Origin of the sequence: Flavobacterium collinsii, assembly GCF_902804485.1 — a bacterium.
In the GTDB taxonomy this organism is placed as follows: domain Bacteria; phylum Bacteroidota; class Bacteroidia; order Flavobacteriales; family Flavobacteriaceae; genus Flavobacterium; species Flavobacterium collinsii.
In genome coordinates, this window is sequence record NZ_CADCST010000098.1 from 24,866 (window position 1) to 48,303 (window position 23,438).

The window sequence follows — 23,438 nt, forward strand, 5'->3', positions numbered from 1 at the left end:
AAGAATAATATGTCATTTGTTAAAAACAAACAAAATCCATTGTATTACAAGATTTTACAACTCAGTTTTTTGGTGGTATTTTTCATTTCTAATCAAATTATTGCGCAGGAAAATGCCTCAATAAAAGGAAAAGTAACCTCAGCCGATGGAGTTAATTCCGAGCATATCAATGTTACCTTAAGTGGACTTAATTTCAGCGTTGAAACCAATCAGGATGGTAATTACGAATTTAAAAATGTTCCCTTTGGAAACTACACTCTAACCTTTTCTTTTTTAGGACTTGAATCTCAGGAATTAATCGTAAAAGTAGAACTGACTAATCAGGTTTTGCCTAATATTTTCATGAAAGAAAGCAATTCACAGCTTCGTGAAGTGGTAGTTTCCGCACAGCGCCAAAATCAATTTGCTCAGAAGAAAACACAATTTGTATCAAGACTGCCGTTAAGTAACATCAACACTCCCCAGTCGTACACCGTGGTTACAAAAGAACTTCTAAAAGAGCAATTGGTTACTGATTTTCCAACAGCAATGAAAAGTATTACGGGTGGTGGTTATGTACAGACTAATGACGGAAATGTGTCTGCTTATTTAAGAGGTTTCCGTTCTGACGGTTATTTACGTGACGGAATGGTTTCTTATGTACGAGCGCCCATAGATCCACAAAACTTTGAAAGAATTGAAGTAATCAAAGGACCATCTGCCGTATTTTTTGGTTCTTCTTTTAATAATATATCCAATTATGGAGGTGTTGTGAATCGTGTTGTAAAACGTCCTTTTAATGGTCAAAAAGCTGAACTTAGTTACACCACCGGAAGCTGGAACCTAAATCGTCTGACTGCTGATTACAATACTACTTTAAACGATGACGGAACGGCTTTGTTTCGTATCAACGGAGCTTATCATTCTGAGCAAAGTTTCCAACCGGAAGTTTTCCAAAAAAATTATTTAATTGCTCCCTCTTTTTCTTATCAGGTAAACGACCGTTTATCAATTTTGGTGGATGCAGAATTATATAAAACCGACCGAAATTTATTTTTTGCCAGAGGGGTAAGTCCGGCTCTAATTGCTAAAAACAATTCATGGGATGATTTGAAATGGGATTTTAATACTTCGTACCACAGCAGAAACATGGCAGCCAAAATGTTCTCAAGAACCTTCAGAGCTTTAATTGATTATAAAATTACGGATCACTGGTCTTCAAAAACCGGATATACCTCATCGTCTATCGATACGGATGGAAAATACATCAGACTGGTGATGATGACAGATAAAATGCTGCAAAGAAATTTCATCGAATATCATCCGCGTGAAGCAGGTTCAAATCAAATTCAACAAGATTTTACAGGCATTCATACGTTTGGAAAATTTGAAAATAAAGTTGTTGTCGGTGGTACCTATACCACAATGTATGATGATTATCAGCGTGCTTTGTATCGCGGTCCGTTTATCGAATACGATCAGATTGACGTAACTACCGGAGCTGTGCCGCCAATGACCGAAGAAGCCTGGGATGACAAATTAAAAACCGTAAATGCATCGGTTGCTAATACACAAACAGAAACTAACAATTTAGGGATTTACCTGTCAGATGCCATCACTTTCAATAAAAAATTCACTTTCCTTGGAGGATTGCGTTTTGATCGAAATTTTCAGAAAAGCATTAAAACAAACGGGGTTGTCACCAGTCCTTGGTTCAACCAAAATACAATGGCATGGAAGGCCGGTTTTGTATATGCACCACTGGTAGATCAATTCTCTGTATTTGCAAACATCCAAAACGGATTCTCGAACATTGCTCCTGCTTTAGGTAAAACTGGAATAGAAAACTTTGATCCGGAAGAAGCAAATCAATGGGAAATTGGAACGAAACTCAATTTTATTGAAGGCAAATTAGTCGCCACAGTAAGTTATTACCAAATCGCCATTAAAAACGGCTTACGAAATGTTATTGAAGGAGCCAATACCTACAGCATTCAGGATGCAGAAAAAAGCAGTAAAGGTTTTGAAGCCGAAATTATTGCCAATCCGTTTCAGGGTTTCAACGTAGTGGCAGGTTACACAAAAAACAGCGCAAAATTTGTAAAAGCTTCAAATGCGGCAATCATTGGTAACAACTTAGATTATTCTCCTGAGGAAATGGCCAATTTCTGGATGAGTTACCGTGTGTTAAAAGGTAAAGTTGAAGGACTTGGAGTTGGTTTCGGAGGTAACTATGTGAGTAAAATTTTCATGAACGATACCAACACTTTCAGTTCTAATGGTTATACCGTTTTTGACGGTTTATTGTTCTACGATCAGCCGAAATACAGACTGAGCATGAAAATCGACAATCTCTTTGATAAAGAATATTACAATGGTTATGGTCAGCCGCAAAAACCACTAACCTTTTTATTCGGAGTTAACTTTAAAATTTAATTTTTCAATTTAGTTATGACCAGGCCTGACAACTATACAAAGAGTTGTGGGCTTGGTTTTTATTATTTTATATCATGACCAAAAATCCAATTCGAACCAAAGAGAAGAAAATCAAACAAAAAAGTAAATGGAGTGTATTAAACCACTGGCTTCATTTATGGCTGGGGCTTGGTTCCGGTTTAATTGTTTTTATTGTTGCCCTGACAGGAGTGCTATTCATTTTTTGTGATGACATTATTGATGAACTGGCTTATAATTCACAGTATGTAAAAGAGGTTAAGGAAAAAAGACTCACTCCCGAAGAAGTTTTAGTTGCATTCAAAAAACAGCGTCCGGAGCGCAAAGCAACTTATTTTGTTACTTATCGCGATACTAAGCGAACCATAAAAATCGCATCGGCAACCAAAAAAAGGGAGTTACAATTTTCATGGATTGATCCTTACACAGGAAAAATTCTGGATTCCGGAGGTGCCTATGATGTTTTTTATATCATCGCTCACATACACAGTGGCGAAATACCTTTTGGCAAAGCTGGTCACCTTATTGTAGAAATTTCAGTCTGGATATTTCTTATCGAACTCATCACAGGACTTATTCTGTGGTGGCCTAAAAAATGGAACCGTACCACAAGACAGCAAAGTTTTACCATAAAAACGAACGCTAGTTTTAAAAGACTTAATTATGATTTGCATAACGTTCCCGGATTTTACAATTTACTTCCGGCTCTTATGATCACAATTACCGGATTGATTATAGTAAATACTCCTTTAAACAAAGCCACACATGCTATTTTTAATGGTACCCCACATGCTTTCCAAACGATGAGCAAAATAAAACCGGATTATGATTCCACCAAAACTGTAATGCCTTTGAATACTATTTTGAAGAATCTTTATGCCAAAGATAAAACGATACAGGAAGTACGGTTGTCTGTGGCCGGAAAAGACAGTATTACCAGCTATTTTGCTGTTGCAGCTGAAAAGATAGGACTTAAAGGAATTGAAAACGGAAGAACCTTCTCTATCAACAAATACACCGGTAAAGAAATAGAAATACCATCAAAAGTAATCAAAGGTTTAGAAATTGACGGTATGACGATGAATCTTCACATTGGATTTTGGGCAGGCTGGATTGGAAAAGTTTTTACTCTAATCGTAGGCTTGATCTGTATGTTTTTGCCCGTCACCGGCTTTATAATCTGGTACGGACGCCAAAAGAAAAAAACAAAACCAAATCCGACTATTAAACGCAATTATTCATAATTATTCTAAATAAATATTGTCAGACTAATATTAAACTTTACATTTGTGATACGAAATTATTAACTCATTAATTGCATATTATGAAATCTAAAACTTTACAATCAATAACATTTTTACTTTTAATGTTAATTGCCAGCCCTACTCTATTTGCTCATGCCTTGTGGATCGAAACTAAAGCATTGGGAGCTAAAGGAAAAGCTCAGGAAATATCTGTTTTCTTTGGAGAATTTTCAGATAATGATATTACAGCTTCAGCAAAATGGTTTTCAGATTTAAAAGATTTTTCACTGGTTGTAATTAGCCCGTCAAAAAAAGAAACAAAACTTACCGCTACTGCCTTAGAAAATAAATATCAGGCCTTTTTTACACCAGATGAGGACGGCGTTTATACGGTAGTGATGCATCATACTGTAAAAGATGTATACGGTACCATGAAATTAGATTACAATTCAAGCGCAACGGTTACCGTTGGCAATGCCGCAAAAGGAAATGATGCTGCCGCAAATACAAACATCATTAGTGTCTTTGCTAAAGAAGTGACAGCGGCTAAGCAAAAAACAGTACTAAACATCAATGCTTTGTATGAAGGCGCAGCGGCTAAAAAACAAAAAATAAAAGTAATTGCTCCAAATGGCTGGGAAAAAGAATTATGGAGCAATGACAAAGGAGAAATCTCTTTTACACCGCTTTGGTCAGGAAATTATATGGTAGAGTTTGCTTATACCGAAAAAGCTGCCGGAGAACATAATGGTAAAAATTACAACGAAATCTGGAAGATGGCAACTTATTTAATTGCCGTTAAATAATATAGTCCTTTCATTATTTGATCATTTTATAGTTAGTTGGGCCTTGTTCGTAATGAGCAAGGCTTTTTTTAACCTAAAATATCGTTTATACCCTCTCTTCTTTACTTAATAAAATTTATAAAAGCAAAATCTTAAGCCAATCTTAAGACTATTCTAATGAAATTTTAATCTAGAAAAACTCTGAAAATTTTGTTAAGACCGTATCTCGATATTACATTTGCAAAAATTTATTTTTATTAAATCTAAATAAGCGACATGAAATATAATTTACTACTTGCATTATCCTTTATAAGTTTTGCTTCTTACAGTCAAAACTATTCAAGCGACGAGGCAGCCTCAACTGCCAATGATACGGTAAAAAACAAAAAAGGAGAAATACTAAATGAAGTATTAATTAAAACCAATAGAGAGCCTAAACCGGTTACTGCAGTTCGTTCAGGATTAAAACCAATGGACAACCCACAAAGCATACAGGTTATTAGTTCTGATGTAATCGAACAACAACAGGCCATTCGTTTAAGTGAAGTTATTAAAAACGCGAATGGTGTTTATGTAAGTTCTGCTCGTGGTGGTGCACAGGAATCTTTTTTCTCAAGAGGATATGACATGTCTGCCAACAATATGTTTAAAAACGGATTCCGTTACAATTCAGGTTCCATTCCTGATGTTTCCGGTCTGGAGAAAGTTGAATTCTTAAAAGGAGGTTCGGCTTTATTGTTCGGAAACGTTGCACCGGGAGGTATCTTAAACCTGGTAACCAAAACACCTTCATTTAAATCAGGTGGTGAGGTATCGATGCAAATTGGAAGTTATGCGTTCTACAAACCTTCTTTCGATTTTTATGGTCCTCTTAGCAAGTCAATTGCTTTTAGAATAAACGGTTCTTACGAGAACTCTGAAAGCTTCAGAAATGTAGTAAAAAACGAACGTGTATACGTAAACCCGTCTTTACTTTTTATCATCAATCCAAAAACACAAATTACGGTACAAGGGGATTATTTAACAGCAGACTGGACTCCGGATTTTGGAACAGGACTTATTGGAAAACAAATTCTTGACTTACCTCGTAATGCATTCTACGGATCACTTTGGTCTAATGGTACTACAAAATCAGCAAGTGCTTCGGTTTTATTAAACCATGATTTCAATAAAAACTGGAAACTAAACTTTAATAGCTCTTTCCAAAGTTATGATAGAACTCAAAAATCTACAGCTCAGATGTCCAATATAACCAATAGTGGCGACTGGACCAGAGCATTAGTTCAAAATAAAAATTTAGAGCAGATATTGGGCGACCAATTAAGCTTACAAGGAAATTTCAATACCGGATCAGTAAAACATCAAGTATATACAGGTGTTGATTGGGAAAATTCATTTGCTACCGGATACACTTATGCTTTTGATCCGGCAAATTATGACACTATCAATTTATTTACTTTTGATCCGTCAAAACAAAAAAATGATATTCCAAATGCAAGAGCGACTCAAATTCTAAAAACAGAAACCAATCGTTTTGGGGCTTACTTTCAGGATCTGATTTCGATTACAGAAAAAGTCAAAGTATTAGCAGGTATTCGTTGGTCATGGCAAGAAGGCCAAGCTACCACTTATAAAGAAACTTATAACACCGGTACAAAAGTTCAAACGGTCGCTCCGGAAAATGCAAAGGCTGAAGTTGGTGCTAAAAAACTGGACAATGCTTTCTCTCCAAAAGTGGGTATTATCTATCAACCAACAAAAAGTACCTCATTATTTGCCAGCTACTCGAACTCGTTTTCACCAAATACAGGATTTACGGTTGACAACAAAACAATTGAAGCATCTATCATTGACCAATACGAAGCAGGTATTAAAAAAGAATTCTTTGAGGGCTTGTTAAGTACAAACTTAACGGTTTACCAAATATCAAACAGTAATTTGGCTCAAACTGCACCATTTCTAGCTGATGGTGTTACTGAAAATGTGAATTCAAACATTAAAGTATTGGGTGGAGCTACTAAAAGTAAAGGGGTTGAAATTGATGTTACTGCAACACCTATTGAAGGACTTAATATTATTGCCGGTTATAGCTATAATGATATGCGTTATACTAAAACTTCAGGAACAAGTGGAAGTTTTGTAGCGGGAGATCAGGTTGTAAGAACACCTAAAAATACAGCCAACCTAAGTTTCTTCTATAAAGTACCAGAAGGAATGTTTAAAGGAGTTTCATTTGGAGCAATTGCTAACTATATTGGTAACCGTTTAGGAGGTTGGAACGATGATTATTTATGGACAGCTGTTAAGCCTACACCTACCAATCCAAAACCAAATCCTGCTTACATTGTTACCATTAGAGACAGAGATATTCCTATCGAAGGTTACACAACTATTGATGCTTCTGTAGGTTACGAGTGGGGAAAATTCTCTGTTTTATGTAAATTATCTAATATTACAAATGAATTGAATTATACTGTTCACGAAAATTACAGTATCAACCCAATTGCACCTCGTCAAATTTTGACAAGCTTAAAATATAAATTCTAAAATTTTGAATTATATTTTACCCTCCAGACTTTTGCTGCATTTCAATAATGAAAACAAAAAGTTTGGTTTTAAACAGAAAACCTCATCTTACAATAGATGAGGTTTTTTGTTTTCACTAAAGAAAGTAATCCGATTGTATTACTTTTGTTCCACAAAAATTCTCACCAAAACAAAACTCCGATATATGTCAGATGCTAAAAAAAATCAATTGCAAAAAAGTCTTGGCTTAAGTTTCAATATTGCTGTATTAATTGGAGGAACGATAGGCGTTGGAATTCTTCGTACACCCGGCAGCATTGCTTCCCTACTCGATAATTATTGGTTCATTATTGCTTCATGGCTCTTTGGAGGTTTATATGTTTTGCTAGGAGCCAATTCCTATGCAGAACTTTCCACAATGTTACCCAAAGCAGGAGGTTCCTATAACTATATTAAAAGAGCCTTTGGTGAATATGCCGGCTTTCTTTCCGGCTGGTTTGATTTTATCGTCAATGTAACACCACCGGCTTTTTATTGTATTGTAATTAGTGAGTACATTATTATTTTGTTTCCTGTACTCTCGAACTATTCTACCGTGATGGCAATTTCTTTATTACTTGCTTTTGTACTCATTCATTTAAGTGGTGTAAAAAACGGCAGCGTCATTCAGCAAATTACCAGTTTCTTAAAAGTAATATGCTTTGTAGCCTTGGTCATAGCCTGTTTTATGTATACAGGCTATGAAGTCCCTAAAATCAAAACAGACAATTCTTTCTTTCAAATTGGACTAATCTTCGGCTTTTTCAAATCATTGCAGTTGATCATCGGGACTTACAACGGCTGGAACAGTGTTTGCTTTTTTGCCGAAGAAAATGATAACCCCAACAAAAATATTCCCAAATCATTGTACAGCGGTGTCTTTTTAGTTGTTGCTATTTATGTTTTGGTTAACGCCGCTTTCTTTCATGTTTTACCAATTGAAACCCTGGCAAAATCAAATTTAGCCGCAGCTGACGTTGCCAAGATCCTTTTTGGAGAAAACGGAGCTATTATTGTTACGGTAATTTCCATTTTTTCATTAATCAGTATACTAAATGCTTTTATGATGATTCCTCCAAGAATCCTGTACGGATTAAGTCGTGACGGGTTCTTTTTCAAACAAGGAACAATAGTAAATAAAGGTGGAACACCAATCGTAGCGCTTTTAGTTTCGTCGCTTTTCAGTTTATTTTTAATTTGTATTGGCTCTTTTGAAGTATTATTTTCTTTCGCAGCCTTTATCTCTATTATCGTTTGGGGATTAGCTTATCTTTCTCTCTTAAAATTAAGAGCCACCGAGCCCAACTTACCTCGTCCGTATCATTCTTTTTGGTATCCATGGACGACAATATTTGCCTTTGTAGCCTCGATTGCCTTATTAATAGGATTTATTTTCAGCGATCCAAAAGGTTTTGCTATAATCGTTGTTCTCACTTTGATTTCTTATCCTGTATTTTTGGTTTTGAGGAAGAAAAAATAACGGCTTATTTTTAATCGCTACGATTTCTCGAATTTTATTTTTACCATCTATAAAAACAAACAATTCGTTAATTCGTGGCTATTTTTTTTAAGAAAAAAGATGTAGAATATTTCTGCTGACATACTGTTGTCACATTCTGTGATTTAATTTGTAATAAAACTAAAAAGATGAGCAAACTAGATTTAACAAAAACCGACAAAGTATACTACACTGCTAAAACTAATCCCGAGATAGTTTATATTGAAAAAACAAATTACCTATCGATTACAGGAAAAGGTGATCCTTCGGGACAAGAATTCTTAGAGAACATTCAGGCCTTGTATGCCACTGCTTATGCCATTAAATTTATGCAGAAAGCCGTAAATAATGATTTTGTTGTTCCAAAACTGGAAGCCTTGTGGAGTTTTGATACTGAAAAATACAAAGGCATTTCTATGGATGAAGCTCCGCTAAAAATACCCCGAAGTGAGTGGGATTACAGAATTATGATCAGAATGCCGAATTTCGTAACTAAAGAGCAAACAGAAGAAGCCATTCAAAATACTGCCAATAAAAAACAAATCGAACGGGCGAAATCAATTGAATTTTATGAGATGACTGAAGGCAAAGTAATACAAGTTCTTCATATCGGACCTTTTGAAAATGAGCCTCACACACTGAAAAAAATACAAGAGTTTTCTACAGCACATCAGCTGGAACAAAATGGCCTACACCATGAAATTTATTTATCTGACTTTCGAAAAACAGCTTCTGAAAAATTGAGAACCATACTTCGAGAACCTGTAAAATAACTTATTTTTAAAAGCCACGAATTCCCGAATTTTATTTTTTACCATCTGTGAGTAAATGAGTAACTCGAGAATTCGTAGCAAAAAACTTAAACACAAAAAACCCGACAGATTTTCAAAAATCTGTCGGGTTTAAATATATAATCGTAAAGCTAACTATTTCAATCCGGCAATACTTTGCTCGATTGTAGCAATTTTTGCCAAAGCATCAGCTTCTTTTTGTTTTTCATTAGCCAAAACTTTCTCAGGTGCTCCGGCAACAAATTTCTCGTTCGATAATTTCGCCTGAACAGATTTTAAGAAACCTTGGGTATATACCAACTCTGCAGTCAGTTTAGCAATCTCAGCTTCAACATCAATACTTCCGGTAATCGGAATAAAATATTCATTTGATTTTACACGGAAAGACAATGCTCCGTCTACTTTAGCTGTAACATATTCGAAAGCTGAAATGTTCCCTAACTTCGTAACGATAGAGTCAAAATACGTTGTGATATTCTCACTGTTGATTGCTTTCAATTCGATCGCATCTTTAAACGGAATATTTTTATCTTTTCTGATCGTTCTGATTCCTGAAATCACTTCGATAGTACTATCAAAATCAGAGATTAAACTCCCGTTGAAAGGTTTTAATTCCGGCCAGGTCGAAACAATTAAAGCTTCTTCCGGGGTTCTGTCTGCAATTAAGTGCCAAATTTCTTCTGTTAAGAAAGGCATAAATGGATGAAGTAACTTCAAATTACTTTCTAACATTTCGATTGCTTTATCAAACGTTGTTTTATCAATTGGTTGTTGGTACGCGGGTTTAATCATTTCTAGGAACCACGAACAGAAATCATCCCAAACCAATTTGTAAATAGCCATCAATGAATCTGAAATTCTGTATTTCTCAAAATTATCTTCAATATCAACTAAAGTCTGCTGCAATTTTGCTTCATACCATTCGATAGCTACTTTTGATGATTCCGGTTGTGGAATAGTTTCAGAAACTTCCCATCCTTTGATTAATTTAAAAGCGTTCCAGATTTTGTTTGAAAATGCTTTCCCCTGATTGCATAATTCTTCATCAAACATAATATCGTTTCCGGCAGAAGCACTCAAAAGCAATCCTACACGAACTCCATCGGCACTGAATTTATCGATCAAATCTAACGGATCAGGAGAATTTCCTAATGATTTAGACATTTTACGACGTTGTTTATCACGAACCAAACCGGTTAAATACACATTTGTAAATGGTTTTTCACCTGCGTACTCGTAACCTGCAATGATCATTCTGGCAACCCAGAAAAATAAAATATCCGGACCTGTAACCAAGTCATTTGTTGGATAGTAATATTTATAATCTGCACTTTCCGGGTCCATAATTCCACCAAAAACTGACATTGGCCAAAGCCATGATGAAAACCAGGTATCTAAGGCGTCAACATCTTGTCTTAAGTCAGATGTTGTCAGTAAGTTGTTGAATGTTCTTTCTTGAGCCAATTTTAAAGCATCTTCGATATTCTCAGCCACTACGAAATCTTCTTTTCCGTCTCCATAATAATAAGCCGGAATTTGTTGTCCCCACCATAGTTGACGAGAAATATTCCAATCACGAATATTGTTTAGCCAGTGTGCATAAGTATTTTCAAAACGTTTTGGATGTAATTTAATATCTCCGGTTTCTAAAACTGATTTAATTGCCGGTTTTACCAAATCTTCCATTTTCAAAAACCATTGATCAGATAATCTTGGTTCGATTACCGCTTTGGTTCTTTCGGAAGTTCCAACTTTATTCAAATGGATTTCAGTCTTTGCCAAAGCTCCAGTCTCTTCTAATTCTTTTGCAATTTCGCTACGAACCACAAAACGATCTTTTCCCTGATAATGCAAACCGAAACTATTTAATGTAGCATCTTCGTTAAAAATATCAACAATTTCAAGATTGTGCTTCTCTCCTAACGTTTTGTCATTCATATCGTGTGCCGGAGTTACTTTCAAACATCCGGTTCCGAATTCAACATCAACATACTCATCTTCGATAATCGGAATAACTCTTCCGCAAATTGGAACAATGGCCCTTTTACCTTTTAAATGTGTAAAACGCTCATCGTTTGGATTAATACAGATTGCAGTATCTCCAAAAATAGTTTCCGGACGCGTTGTTGCAATCGTCAGAAAATCTTCTGAACCTTCAATTTTATACTTTAAGAAAAATAATTTTCCTTGTTGTTCTTCGTAAATAACCTCTTCGTCAGATAAAGTTGTTTTAGCTTCCGGATCCCAGTTTACCATTCGGTATCCTCTGTAAATTAATCCTTTATTGTATAAATCGACAAACGATTTAATTACAGAAGCTGACATATCAGGATCCATTGTAAATTTAGTACGTTCCCAATCGCATGAAGCTCCTAATTTTTTAAGCTGCTCTAAGATTACACCACCGTATTTATCTGTCCATTCCCAGGCGTGTGCCAAAAACTCTTCACGGGTTAAATCATTTTTATTGATTCCTTCTGCTTTTAGTTTCTGTACTACTTTTGCTTCTGTTGCAATCGAAGCATGATCCGTTCCCGGAACCCAGCAGGCATTAAAACCTTTAAGACGTGCTCTACGAATTAAAACATCCTGAATAGTATTGTTCAGCATATGCCCCATGTGAAGGACTCCTGTGACGTTTGGTGGCGGAATTACAATTGTATATGGTGTTCTGTGATCAGGTTCTGAATGAAAATAGTTGTTCTTCATCCAGTAATCATACCATTTGTTCTCGATCGTCTTAGCGTCAAATTGTGCTGGAATTGTCATTTACTAGGGTTGTTTAATCGTTAATTTGCTTATTTGTTTAATCGTTATTCGTGTATTTGTTTAATCGTTTTTTACTACAATCACAGCTTTCGCTAATCCTCAATCGATTAAACTGTTAGAACGATTAAACAATTAAACAGAAAAACTGGTTCAATTTTTGTAATCATTACTGACAGCAAAAGTAAATAATTAAGTACACTATAAAAAGCGAATTAATAATTTGTGTGTTAATTAAAAGAATGTATATTTACTTACAACTTAAAAAAATTTCAAATGAAAAATGTAGCCTCTTTTATTGCAGTCGTATTGTTTAGCACAATAAGTTATGCACAAAACGGCCCAAAAATTGAATTTGCAGCCCAAGACAATACAATTGATTATGGAAAAATTTCAAAAAGTGACAACGGAGTTAGATCTTTTGAATTTACCAACACAGGTGACGCACCACTTTTAATTACCGGAGCAGAATCTACCGTAAGTTCGATAGTTGTTACTAAACCCGCAGCAGCAATTATGCCTGGTAAAACCGGTAAAATTGATGTAAAATACAACATGGTTTCCGGTCCGATCCGTAAAACAATTACTGTTGAAACCAATGCCGTAAACTATCCTGACGGTAGAGTAGCCTTAAAAATTAAAGGTGAAGTTTTATAAAAAAATAAGATCTAAAAAATAGCAAAGCCGTTTCTAATTAAAGAAACGGCTTTTTTTATCTGCTTTAGCCTAAATCCGACAAGTTCTTAAAACTGTCGGATTTGTTTTGAGTGGCTATTATTTTTTTTCAGCACATTCTGCAGCATCAAATTTATATTTCACACGGTCAAAATCGATAGGTTTGTCTTTTACCAGATAAGTCACTCCCATACTAATCTGCATGGTTCCGTTACCCAAAATAAGTTTTTTATCTTTCTTTAAAAATGCCATTGGATTTTTAAAAGTTTTACTATTGTTTGTAACCTCTTTAAAAGTATAGTCTGCAAATAAAGTATCTCCATGAAACTCTCCCGCAAGTTCACCAACTCTTTCAGCTGCTCCGTAAACTTTCATAGACATAGTACCATTTAATTTTCCGTTTTTTAATGTGTTTAATTTTAAATCGATTGTATCTTTTTCATAGATAGCTTTATAACATTCTGTACTTACGATGGTTTCAGCAGCCACTTTAGCTGCTTCGGCCGCTTTCTGATTTTCATTGTCTTTACAGCTTTGAAGTCCGATACAAGTCACAAGCAAGCAGGATACCACTAGGTTTTTCATAATTATTTTTTTAGTCATTGTTATTCTATAAAATTAAATAAAAAAGAAGCCAAAAAAAAGGCTTCTAAATTAAAATTTCAACCATAATAGCAAAATCGAAAGGTTTAAGAACCTACGGGTCTGGCAAAACTACTCCATTTATAAATTCTTAATTACAAATTCACTTCTTCTGTTCAATTCGTGTTCTTCTTCCGAACAGGCTTCATCAGGCTGGCATTTTATTATAGGTATAGATTCGCCGTATCCTTTAGCCACTATTCTTTTAGCATTAATACCCGAATCTATTATAAAATCTCTGGTCGAACTGGCTCTTTTTTGAGACAAATTTGCATTAAACTTTTCATTACCTCTTGAATCGGTATGCGATCCTATTTCGATTTCCATGTCGGGATATTTCTTCATTAATTCTACCACACGACCCAATACTACTTTAGATTCTTTTCGGATGTACCATAAATTATAATCAAAGTAAATCGGATCTGTTTTAATAATTAATCTTCCTTTATTGTCTTTTACTACATCTTTTTCCTGCGCAATAATTTGAGCTGTTTTTTCTTTCTTTCTGATTTCTCCTGCTACAATTTCTTCGGCTTTTGCTTTTTTATCTGCTTCTTTTAAAGCAATAACAGCCAAAGCTTCTTTTTCTTTTCTTCGTTTCGTTTCAATTTCCTCCTCCTTCTTTTTACTTTCTGCAATTTGCAACTCTTCTTTCTTTTTTGTTTCCGCAATTATAATTTCTTCTTGTTTTAGTACTTCCAAAGATTTTAATGCCATCGACGCATCATGACTTGCATCTCTGATAACTCCCGAAGACACTGTTCTCGATTCGCTTGTATACCCATCCTTAGTGCCCAAAACTGTAAATGCACTTTCACAAACAACTGTAAAACTAAATTTTCCATCTGCGCCAGTTGTCGTTGTACTCAGAATCTTTAGATCTGAATCCTTCAAACGTACAACTGCATTTTCTAAAGGCAATTTTGTATCAATATCCGTAATGATTCCCGCAATAAATTGTTTACAATCTTCTACTATTAAATCTTTGATTTCTTTAATTTGATAAATATCATCACTCCCTTTTCCTCCTTCTCTGTTGGATGCAAAATAACCTTCTTTAGTATTGGAATCAATATTAAATGAAAAGTCATCCCCGTTTGAATTCAAAGGCAAACCAACATTTACAGGCTTACTGTACTCATATCCCTTAATTTCTGAAACAAAAACATCCAATGACCCATAACCTAAATGTCCATCAGACGAGAAATAGAGCTTTTGATCGTTTGAAACAAAAGGAAACTGCTCTCTTTTATCTGTATTAATTGTAGAACCTAAATTTCGGGGGGTATCAAATGCTCCCTTATTAATATTGACTGAATAGATATCAAACGAACCTAAAGTTCCTGGCATATCTGATGCAAAATACAATACTTTTTCATCAGCACTTAAGGCCGGATGCTCTGTGGAATATTCAGAGCTATTGAATGGAAGCGATTCTATATTGATCCATTTTCCTTCAACCAGTTCGGCTTTAAAGATTTGAAGATTCGAAATTTTCTGATCGTTTGTTTTTTTGCTTTTGTTCTTCGAATTGTTTCGTGTAAAGTAGATCGTTTTACCGTCTTTTGTAAAAACTGCGTTGGCCTCGTGCATACCGGTTTTTAGTTCTTTAGCAAAATAATGTACAATAGAATCAACCGAATTGCTATTTTTTAAAGGAATCGTAACCAGATTCAAATACGTTTCATTGTCCCATTTAAACTTCTTATCAAGCAATCCCGGTTTTAACTTTACTCCCGCAAAAACCAGATTATCATTATATTTCACGGCTCCAAACTCTGAATTAGGCGTATTGACCGCCAGATTTTTAAGATCATAGCGTTTCCCTATTGCAGAAACATTTTCTAAAATTTTAAGCTCTTTTTCAAAATTAGAAACAGCATCACTAACACCAGATTTTGCATAATATTCCTTTAAAGCTAAATTCGCATCCTCATAACTATTGCTTGCTTTTAAAGTCTGTGCGTATCTAAAATAATAATTCCGATCTAAATCATTATTGTAATTTTGAATCAAAAGCCTGTAGTAACGCTGTGCTTTTATCAAATCGTTGGTATAAAAATAAGAGTCCGCCAAGTTTTTTATCACTTCCTGGGAAGGTTTGTTTTCTGCTAACTTCTCATATAGCGTAATGGCTTCACTGTAATAAGTTTTATCAAAAAAACGTTTGGCTCTTACCAATTCAAAATCCTGAGCATTTATAAACTGTATTGAAAATACGAATACAATAACAAGTAGTTTTTTCATATTTTTCATTTTAAAAGAATCTTGGAGATTTATCATATCCTTTTCCTAATAGATCTAAATCAAAAAGCAGCATAATTTCGTGTGTGCCAGAATTAAACCGTCCCAGATTCGACAAAGTATGATCATAAGCATAGCCCACTCTTAAAGTTGGTGTAACATTTACATTCATTAAAGCACTCACCGCATCGTTTATTCGATAGGCTGCTCCCAATTCAAATTTATTATTGTATAAAACATTCGCTGTCAAATCTACAGAAACAGGTGCTCCCGGGACAAATCGTGACATAAAAGCGGGTTTCAGTTTTACCTTATCATTGATTTGAAAAACATATCCGGCAGTTAAAAATGTATGAATTACCTCTGATCCGTAAGCATTGATTCCTGATTTCTCTTCGATATGTTTGTTGCTCAATAAATTTGGCGCGGATAATCCAACATAAAAATTATCTCTGAAATAATAAGCTCCTATTCCAATATTAGGCTTGGTCACATTTACATTTTCAGCAAAAGCCAAATCTGTAGCAGCATCTCCGCTTTCTAAAACAAAACCGTTAAAATTAGTCTGGAGAGAGGTAAAACCTGCTTTTAGTCCAAGCGAAAGCTTATTTTTCCCACCCAAATTTAAGACATAGGCAAAATCCGCGTAAAAATTATTTTCTTTTTTAGCGCCATCACCAATGTCATCTGAAACCAATGACAAGCCTACTTCAATTTTATCGCTTAACGCCGTATGTCCAAAAAAAGTAAAAGTCTTGGGTGCTCCAACGGCTCCAACCCATTGCGTTCTGTACAATCCTCCAAAATTCATCATTGCAGGAACTCCTGTTGCATAGGCAGGATTTACCACACTCATATTATACATGTAATGAGTATACTCCGGATCCTGCTGTGCTGAAGCTGATGTGATATAAAAGAGGAAACTTATAAAAAGTAGTACTTTCTTCATTTGAAACTTATATTAAATACTATAAAAAAGGAAATTATCTGTTCAGGTAAAGTCGGCCTTGTTGCGGGCGTCTGTTGTCTTTATTAAAATTAATAACATAAAAATAGACTCCGTTTGGTACGATTCCATCGCCAAAACCTGCTGCTTCAGAATTTCTTCCATCCCAATTGGGTTTATTTTTATTTCCTTTAAACATAATATTTCCATATCTATTAAAAATTTCAAGAGTATAGTCAGGATATAAAAAATCTATATCCGGAATCCTGAAAGTATCATTTACATTATCTCCATTTGGCGAAAATCCGTCCGGAATAAAAAAGGCAAATTCTTCCGGATTACAATCAAATAAAGAAACGGTAACTCCTAAATAATTATCCGAAATACAATTTGTTACGCTCAAAAGATCAAAACCATAATACGTTACTTTGTCTCTAAGTAATGTTGTCGACGCTAATAAATTTCCATTATTTTCTGCATCATACCAAGCAACAGTCGAAGACACATTGGTTACTTTTGATAAGTCTGCAATAGTAGGATTTTTTAAACCGCAAAAATTTTCTCCTCCCGGATTTAAAGTTGGAGCCGGTGTATCATTTACCACAATCGAGACTAAAGTCGGCGCAGATATACAATTTGTAACAGAAGTCTCTCTCACATACAATTGTTCTGATTTTAAAACATAAGTACTGGCCAAGGGCGTCGTTGACGTTGTAGAACTATACCATTTGTACCGAACACCTTGCGGAGTTAAATTGGCAACTGTCGCTCCTTCCACTTCACAAAATTCCTGTGGACTTATTACCAAAGGAGCATCTGGAATTGTATTTATTATAAAGTCGTCTGACACATTAATTAAATCAACATCACAAGACGTAACATTGTTTTTCAAATTACGGGCTATAATTGTTGTAGATCCAGTATTTAAAATCAATTCTGCAGGGATAATAAAAGATGCTTTTCCATTTGCAACTGCTAAAACAACAGTTTGCAGTGTCGAAGAATTGCTACCGGAAAGCGTATACAAAAGTGTAGCGTCTATTAAATTTCCTAATCCGGAAACAGCAACAGGAACAGCGGCCCCAAAACAAAGATTCTCGACCTGCAAAACAAGAGTTGTTGCGTTGGGTAAAGGATTAATAATTAAATTCCCCTGAGCATTAGCTACATTAGTACAACCCGTAAAAGTATTCGTGATTTTGATAATGGTTATTGTCGAAACACCACTTTTTATATTGAAGTTTGCCGGAATTTCAAAACTTGCATTACCTCCCACAGCTGTGATATTTGCAGTTAAGCCCGTTGCAAAATTATCTCCGGTTATATTGTAAACAATATCATAATTACCATCTGTTAATTGAATTGCATTTGAAATCTGAACTACCGTTTTTTTATTTTGACAAACAGTATCCGGAATCAACAAAGCTCCTTCTAAATGAGGCAATGGGTTAATTCTCAAATTATAGGATAAATTATTAACAATATTAGCACAAGATTCTTTACTGGCAGTGGCAACAATATTAGTTACATTAATATTAAATACTCCAACTTGCTTAAAATAAGATGATTTTACAGGAAAAATTAATTCACCATTTACAAAATTCGCTGTCACTGTTTCACCGCCCGCATTTGGACCGGAAACATTGAAAGTGACCTTATACTCCCCATTGGGAATAGCTTGTGGTCCTTGTGTAATTTTTGCTAAATAAGTAGCCCTGGAAATCGCATCTTCACAAATATCCGATTCAACAACAATTTTTGCACCAGTAAAATCAAGCCTTTTTTCCAAAGTAATGCTTATGACCGAAGTTCGATCAGGGCAAATCCGATTATCAGGATATGAAAAAGCAGTATAAGTATAATTTAAAATTCCCGGGCCATGAGTATTGTATAACTGTTTAAGGTTAACATTATGATCACGTACAGAAGTTAAACCCAAACCTCTCCATTCCCCTCCAAACTCTTCCCCGGAAAGTAAAGTATGTAAATCTAAGTCGGTATAAGAGTCTAAATCAGTTTCTCCACATAGCAACAAATCCTTAGGCTTTCCAGGTTCAGGTGCTTTAAAAAAGGTTACCGTGACCTTTACAGACGGTGATATTGGTGAACACGCAGTAACCGCCGGAACCGTATAAGTAAAGTCAAACGATCCCTCCAAACCCGCAGTTAATATTGATGAATCTACAATCCGACCTGCAGCATTGGTCCAGGTGCCGTTTGAATGTGGCCGCATTACGGTACTATTAAACGCACTAAACAAACTAAAAACTTTATCTAAAGTACATACTGTAGCATAAGGAGCAGGAACTCCTGCATATGCGCCAATTGTAAGAGTTACAACAGCTTTATTATCAACACATCCTGCAACACCTGGAACAGTATACGTATAATGATAAACACCGCCACTACGTATCATTTGTCCATTTAAAATTCCAGTAACAGGATCCAAACCTCTTAAATTATTATCATCTGTCCAAGTCCCTCCGGGAGTTGGAGTGCCTCCTAACAAGGCAAACAAAGAGATCGACTGATTGATTGGATTCTCAATGTTACAAATTACTTTTTGCGCATCGGTACCTGCACACTGGGCCTCAGCTTTTGAAGACCAAACCAATAAGGCAATAAAAAACAATAAAAATTGTAAGAAATTAGCGTATTTTTTAACCATAAACTCCCAATTATTTTTATACAAACATAACAAAATAATAATGTTTATTAAACACCAAGAGCTTGTTTTAATAATTAAATATTTACAAAACATACCTAAGATCAAAATAACAATCCTTAATTGTCTTAAAAAATAGAATTTAACTCCTTTTACAATTCATCCTCCAGTTTAAATCTGAATTTTAAAACCAAGCTGTTTCTTTCTACCTCTAATTCAATCCACACATCTTCTTCAGACTTTAGGAGTAAATTTATCTGCTGTAAGTTATACTTATAAGGAAGCGTGTGATTAATACGAACAATAATATCTCCTATCTTCAATCCACAACGTTCTGCGGCTGAGTTCTTGCGAATGTTTACAATTTCATAAACCGGTTTTAGTGAAAATTTATATCTAAAATCATCATTTTTTTTATTCGTATAGCCTGTTTCTTCTATCGAATTGACAACCTTTACTGTTTCCAGATGAACCGTTTCCTGAACCCATTGAAGTCCATTGTGCTGCACTGTAATTCCACTCTTATTGTAAGTAAAGGGGTCCGAAAATTTACTATTTTTTTTAAGATATAACGTTTTACCTGCATAATCCATCACCAACGTAAATCGTTTTAAGACTTCCCCACCAACAGAACCTATACGATCGGGTACCATTTTTACATTTCGAACCGAGCTTGAATCAGGAAAAGCCACTATCGGATTTTTAAAATTAAACTCATCAATAGAAAATTTCTCAATTTTAGCACGATGCCCCTCTATATCACCACTAAAACCTTTTCCTAAAAAATCAGGAAAGTTCTTTTTAGGGAGCTTAATTTTTTTATTCTCAAAAATCCAAAAAGCATCACTGTTACCAATATCAATTAACATTTTTGCAGGCACAACAACACTGTCTACAAGAGCGGTAGTATAAAGATACGGCTTAGCTCTTTCAACAGTAATAGGAACGGCTTTAAATTTTTTATTAAGCCTCTTATGAATTTCTTCATTGTTTTGATGAACGATAATCTTCTTTTTTTGATAATTCATCTCAACCAGATTATTTCTAAAGAATTTATACCCAATAATACCATTCACCGGAATTCCAATATGCGATGACAAATTAAAACTTTGATCTAAAATCACGTACAGCAAATGATTATTTGATTTCAAACCATGGCTTTCCAATATATTATTGGTCGATTTTAAACCTTCTATCTCTTCTTCACTTCCCAAGCCTCTCAATTTAATCTTCTGAACATTTTTAAAACTAACTTCCTGTTTTTCATCCATGCTAAATAAAATGGTTTCTTCAACACCGGAATCCAACAAGAAATTTAATTCTACTCCGTTGACTTTTATAGGAATAAAAACCAAATTATTAATTAATTTAAAAGGTATGGTAACCTTTGACGCGTGGTTTTCAATTAGAAAATCTTCTTGTGCCTGAAGTGCAAAAGCTGTCAAAAGCCCAAAAAACAACATGAAATGTTTTTTCATTGATAAAATTTTAAGATAAAATTACTAAAAATATCGATAATTACTACAAATTAATAAGTACCCGTAATGTTTACGTTAAATTCGAAAAAAAAATGCAAATTTGCACTTCAATAAGAAAACTCATGCCAACAATTTCACACAAAGGCAGAAACATGCCCGAATCACCGATACGTAAACTCGCTCCTTATGCAGATCTTGCAAAACAAAAAGGAAAGAAAGTGTATCATTTAAACATTGGTCAACCGGATATCAAGACACCTGAGGTGGCCATCGAGGCGGTAAAAAATATTGATTTAACTCTTATAGAATACAGTCCGTCTGCCGGATATGAAAGTTATAGAAAAAAATTAGCACAATTTTACCAGCGCCAAAACGTAAATGTAAACTCAGAAGACATCATTGTAACAACTGGTGGATCAGAAGCCTTACTGTTTGCATTGGCCACAATTACAGATCCGGGAGATGAAATCATCATTCCTGAGCCTTTTTATGCTAATTACCATGCTTTTGCATCGTCAACAAGTGCAACAGTAATTCCCGTAATTTCAACTATCGAAAGTGCCTTTGCTTTACCAAGCATTGATACAGTCGAGCAATTAATTACTCCAAAAACAAAGGCCATATTAATTTGCAACCCGGGAAATCCAACGGGATATCTATACTCCGAAGAAGAAATCAGACAGCTGGCAGGCTTAATCAAAAAACATGATTTATACCTGATTGCTGACGAAGTGTATCGCGAATTTTTGTACGATGGAGACGATAAACATTTTTCGGTAATGAATCTCGAAGAGGTTCAGCAAAATGTAATTATGGTCGATTCGGTTTCTAAACGTTACAGTATGTGTGGTGCCCGAATTGGATGTCTGGTAACCAAAAACAAAGAAGTTTTGGCAACCGTAATGAAGTTTGCGCAGGCACGTCTGAGCCCTCCTACAATCGAGCAAATCGCTTGTGAAGCGGCAATAGATACTCCACAAAGTTATTTTGACGAGGTAATTTCCGAATACAGAACGCGTCGTGATACTTTAATCGCCGAATTAAATAAAATCGAAGGCGTTATTGTGACGAAACCTAAAGGGGCTTTTTACTGTATCGCACAATTACCGATTGACAATTCTGAAGATTTTGCACAATGGCTTTTAGAAAGTTACGATCTTAAAGGAGAAACGGTTATGGTTGCTCCTGCAGCTGGATTTTATTCCACTCCGGGAATGGGATTAAATCAGGTAAGAATTGCTTATGTTTTAAATAAAAAAGATTTAATTACTACTGTAAACATTTTAAAAGAAGCACTTTTAGTTTACAACAAGAAATAACCATAAGAAACAAAAACTTTCAAAAGACAATAACAAACTGTGTTATTGTCTTTTGTGTTTAAAAGCAACCTCATTTTCTCTACAATTTGAATTTTATAGCAAAAGCCGCAATTAAATAGTAAAAACCATAGAAAAGGTTTACCATTTATTAATTATCTTTACCGCCTTAAAAAGAAATACCCATACTAATAGTAAGTTTTTAATGATAAATAACGAAGATTTTTTAGACGAAATAGGAGACAATCACTTTAGCAGTAACGCAAAAAATCCTTTAAGATCGGATGCTTTTGACTTAAGTGATGACGAAAAAATAGAAAAAATAAAAAAAGATGTTGAAAACATCCTTCAAACCTTAGGAATGGATTTGACGGATGACAGTATCAAAGGTACTCCAAACCGAGTGGCCAAAATGTTTGTAAAAGAAATTTTTGGAGGTCTTAATCCTTCAAGACAGCCAAAAGCTTCTACTTTTGACAACAATTACAAATATGGTGAAATGTTGGTGGAGAAAAACATTACGGTTTATTCTACCTGCGAGCACCATTTATTGCCAATTATAGGAAGAGCACACGTAGCCTATATTTCTAATGGAAGAGTTATTGGTTTGTCAAAAATGAACCGTATCGTAGAATATTATGCAAAAAGACCTCAAGTTCAGGAGCGTTTAACCATGCAAATTGTTCAGGAATTACAAAAAGCACTTGGAACCGAAGATGTAGCCTGCGTTATCGACGCTAAACACCTTTGTGTAAATTCAAGAGGGATCAAAGACATCGAAAGTAGTACCGTTACTTCTGAATTTGGTGGTAGATTTAAAGATCCACAAACTAAAAGAGAACTTTTGGATTATATTAAACTGGATACGCAATTCTAGTTGAATCGGTGAATCGTTGATTTGTTTAATTGTATTTTTCCATGAGTAAAACTTTCGATTAACTGGTTAAACAAATCAACAATTAAACAGAAAAGAATGTGCACTTTTTCTTTTGAAAAATTAGAAATTTGGCAAAATGCAAGAATGTTTATATTAGACATTTACAAATTGACTAGTACATTCCCACCAAATGAACTATTCGGAATCACTTCACAAATAAAAAGAAGTTCGTCCCCAATCGCAACGAATATTGCAGAAGGAACGTCGCGAAATACGAATAAAGACAAAGCGCATTTTTTAACTATTTCTTATTCCTCAGCGATGGAAACTTTAAATCATTTGATAATTTCCAGAGATTTAAACTATCTTTCCGAGACAGAATATTTCGAAACCCGAGAAAAAATAGAAAAAATCTGCAACCAGATAAACAGTTTAAAAAAGTATTATCTTTCAAAAGAATAAAACTTAAGTAATTACAGAACGTTTACACGATTCAACAGTAAACAAATAAAC

At 34.8% G+C, this 23,438-nt stretch carries 16 protein-coding genes; 10 read left to right on the forward strand and 6 right to left on the reverse strand.

Going from position 1 to position 23,438, the window contains the following annotated elements; genetic code table 11:
• Nucleotides 1–9: 9 nt before the first annotated feature.
• From FLA105534_RS15060 to FLA105534_RS15085, 6 genes are all read left to right on the forward strand, one after another.
• Entirely contained in the window at nucleotides 10–2,415 is a 2,406-nt protein-coding gene (locus FLA105534_RS15060) for a TonB-dependent receptor (RefSeq protein ID WP_173966946.1), read from the forward strand.
• A gap of 74 nt (nucleotides 2,416–2,489) precedes the next feature.
• Nucleotides 2,490–3,677 carry a PepSY-associated TM helix domain-containing protein gene (locus FLA105534_RS15065; RefSeq protein WP_173966947.1) on the forward strand — a complete coding sequence of 396 codons (1,188 nt, stop codon included), beginning with the start codon at nucleotides 2,490–2,492 and terminating at the stop codon, nucleotides 3,675–3,677.
• An 80-nt stretch (nucleotides 3,678–3,757) separates the two neighbouring features.
• The gene (locus tag FLA105534_RS15070; protein WP_173966948.1) at nucleotides 3,758–4,483 is read left to right on the forward strand and encodes a hypothetical protein; all 726 of its coding nucleotides are present in this window, start codon (nucleotides 3,758–3,760) and stop codon (nucleotides 4,481–4,483) included.
• A gap of 255 nt (nucleotides 4,484–4,738) precedes the next feature.
• Entirely contained in the window at nucleotides 4,739–7,009 is a 2,271-nt protein-coding gene (locus tag FLA105534_RS15075; protein ID WP_173966949.1) for a TonB-dependent siderophore receptor, read from the forward strand.
• Between the two features lie 184 nt (nucleotides 7,010–7,193).
• Nucleotides 7,194–8,507 (forward strand): APC family permease, encoded by a 1,314-nt coding sequence (locus FLA105534_RS15080; RefSeq protein WP_173966950.1) that lies wholly within the window; start codon nucleotides 7,194–7,196, stop codon nucleotides 8,505–8,507.
• 167 nt (nucleotides 8,508–8,674) lie between these two features.
• Complete coding sequence (locus FLA105534_RS15085; RefSeq protein WP_173966951.1) at nucleotides 8,675–9,298, forward strand: GyrI-like domain-containing protein; 624 nt, start codon at nucleotides 8,675–8,677, stop codon at nucleotides 9,296–9,298.
• 153 nt (nucleotides 9,299–9,451) lie between these two features.
• Here FLA105534_RS15085 and FLA105534_RS15090 read toward each other — a convergent pair whose 3' ends face one another.
• Nucleotides 9,452–12,085, reverse strand: a complete 2,634-nt coding sequence (locus tag FLA105534_RS15090) for a valine--tRNA ligase (RefSeq protein WP_173966952.1) — start codon at nucleotides 12,083–12,085, stop codon at nucleotides 9,452–9,454.
• A gap of 273 nt (nucleotides 12,086–12,358) precedes the next feature.
• Here FLA105534_RS15090 and FLA105534_RS15095 point away from each other — a divergent pair, with 273 nt between their 5' ends.
• Entirely contained in the window at nucleotides 12,359–12,739 is a 381-nt protein-coding gene (locus FLA105534_RS15095; protein WP_173966953.1) for a DUF1573 domain-containing protein, read from the forward strand.
• A 117-nt stretch (nucleotides 12,740–12,856) separates the two neighbouring features.
• On the opposite strand, the gene FLA105534_RS15100 is transcribed toward FLA105534_RS15095, so the two are convergent.
• From FLA105534_RS15100 to FLA105534_RS15120, 5 genes are all read right to left on the reverse strand, one after another.
• Entirely contained in the window at nucleotides 12,857–13,342 is a 486-nt protein-coding gene (locus FLA105534_RS15100) for a hypothetical protein (protein ID WP_173966954.1), read from the reverse strand.
• Nucleotides 13,343–13,480: 138 nt separating this feature from the next.
• Entirely contained in the window at nucleotides 13,481–15,646 is a 2,166-nt protein-coding gene (locus FLA105534_RS15105) for an OmpA family protein (protein WP_246253250.1), read from the reverse strand.
• A gap of 10 nt (nucleotides 15,647–15,656) precedes the next feature.
• Complete coding sequence (locus FLA105534_RS15110; protein ID WP_173966956.1) at nucleotides 15,657–16,592, reverse strand: PorP/SprF family type IX secretion system membrane protein; 936 nt, start codon at nucleotides 16,590–16,592, stop codon at nucleotides 15,657–15,659.
• Nucleotides 16,593–16,626: 34 nt separating this feature from the next.
• Nucleotides 16,627–19,257 carry a gliding motility-associated C-terminal domain-containing protein gene (locus tag FLA105534_RS15115; RefSeq protein WP_173966957.1) on the reverse strand — a complete coding sequence of 877 codons (2,631 nt, stop codon included), beginning with the start codon at nucleotides 19,255–19,257 and terminating at the stop codon, nucleotides 16,627–16,629.
• A gap of 149 nt (nucleotides 19,258–19,406) precedes the next feature.
• Complete coding sequence (locus FLA105534_RS15120; RefSeq protein ID WP_173966958.1) at nucleotides 19,407–20,732, reverse strand: PDZ domain-containing protein; 1,326 nt, start codon at nucleotides 20,730–20,732, stop codon at nucleotides 19,407–19,409.
• Between the two features lie 122 nt (nucleotides 20,733–20,854).
• Here FLA105534_RS15120 and FLA105534_RS15125 point away from each other — a divergent pair, with 122 nt between their 5' ends.
• The 3 genes from FLA105534_RS15125 to FLA105534_RS15135 all read left to right on the forward strand — a co-directional run bounded on the left by FLA105534_RS15125 (nucleotide 20,855) and on the right by FLA105534_RS15135 (nucleotide 23,387).
• On the forward strand, nucleotides 20,855–22,051 hold the full coding sequence (locus FLA105534_RS15125; protein ID WP_173966959.1) for a pyridoxal phosphate-dependent aminotransferase: 1,197 nt from the start codon (nucleotides 20,855–20,857) through the stop codon (nucleotides 22,049–22,051).
• 202 nt (nucleotides 22,052–22,253) lie between these two features.
• Entirely contained in the window at nucleotides 22,254–22,925 is a 672-nt protein-coding gene (folE, locus tag FLA105534_RS15130; protein ID WP_173966960.1) for a GTP cyclohydrolase I FolE, read from the forward strand.
• A gap of 96 nt (nucleotides 22,926–23,021) precedes the next feature.
• Nucleotides 23,022–23,387 carry a four helix bundle protein gene (locus FLA105534_RS15135; RefSeq protein ID WP_173966961.1) on the forward strand — a complete coding sequence of 122 codons (366 nt, stop codon included), beginning with the start codon at nucleotides 23,022–23,024 and terminating at the stop codon, nucleotides 23,385–23,387.
• Nucleotides 23,388–23,438 lie beyond the last annotated feature (51 nt).